The following is a 617-nucleotide window of genomic DNA, read 5'->3' on the forward strand; positions in this document are numbered from 1 at the left end:
CAACTGCATTCTGGTCTTCGCCTTCTGACGTTGATCGGCGTGATCAGCCGGCTAGTTGGTCTTCTCGGCACAGTATTGGGATAGATTGAGATGTTTAAAGGCATCGCGGTTTCAACTGGGAACATCACACCTAACGATTTGGCTGACGGCTTGGGTTTAGCCATGCGCACAACGGCCGCTGGCTTGATCATCGCCCTACCCGCTATTTCTGGCGCACAAATCATCGGTTTGTGGGCTGACCGCGTACTCGCCAAACTTGAGCATACTCTCAACTACGTGAATTTGTGGCTTGAAGGCATTTCCCTGCAGCACGTGTCTCCAGAAAAAACAAAAACAACGGTAAGTGTCACCAAAACGGCTGAGGCGAAAGCTTCATGATCAAAGTACCACAGGACAATAACCGCAACGGCTTAACACCAGATTTAACACCGCTGTTAGACATCATTTTTATTGTGATGGTTTTCTTGATGCTTACCGCCGCAGTCAAACTCGATTCATTAGATGTCGCGCTGCCAAGCACCGACTCTCAGGCCGTTGCAGAGGTCGATAAGCAGTCGATTACCGTTAATATCCTCAAGGATGAGCCTTATTGGGCGATCAACGGACAAACGTACATT

The 617-nt window shown here is 48.9% G+C and carries 1 protein-coding gene and 1 pseudogene; both read left to right on the forward strand.

Features of this window, described 5'->3' with window-relative positions; all coding sequences use genetic code 11:
• Nucleotides 1-378, forward strand: a pseudogene (locus tag R8N47_RS26380) (MotA/TolQ/ExbB proton channel family protein); the annotation flags it as partial.
• On the forward strand, nt 375-617 hold a 243-nt coding region (locus tag R8N47_RS26385), incomplete at its 3' end, for an ExbD/TolR family protein (RefSeq protein WP_318186255.1). The pseudogene R8N47_RS26380 and the gene R8N47_RS26385, both read left to right, overlap by 4 nt.

This window comes from Vibrio sp. 2132-1, assembly GCF_033344315.1.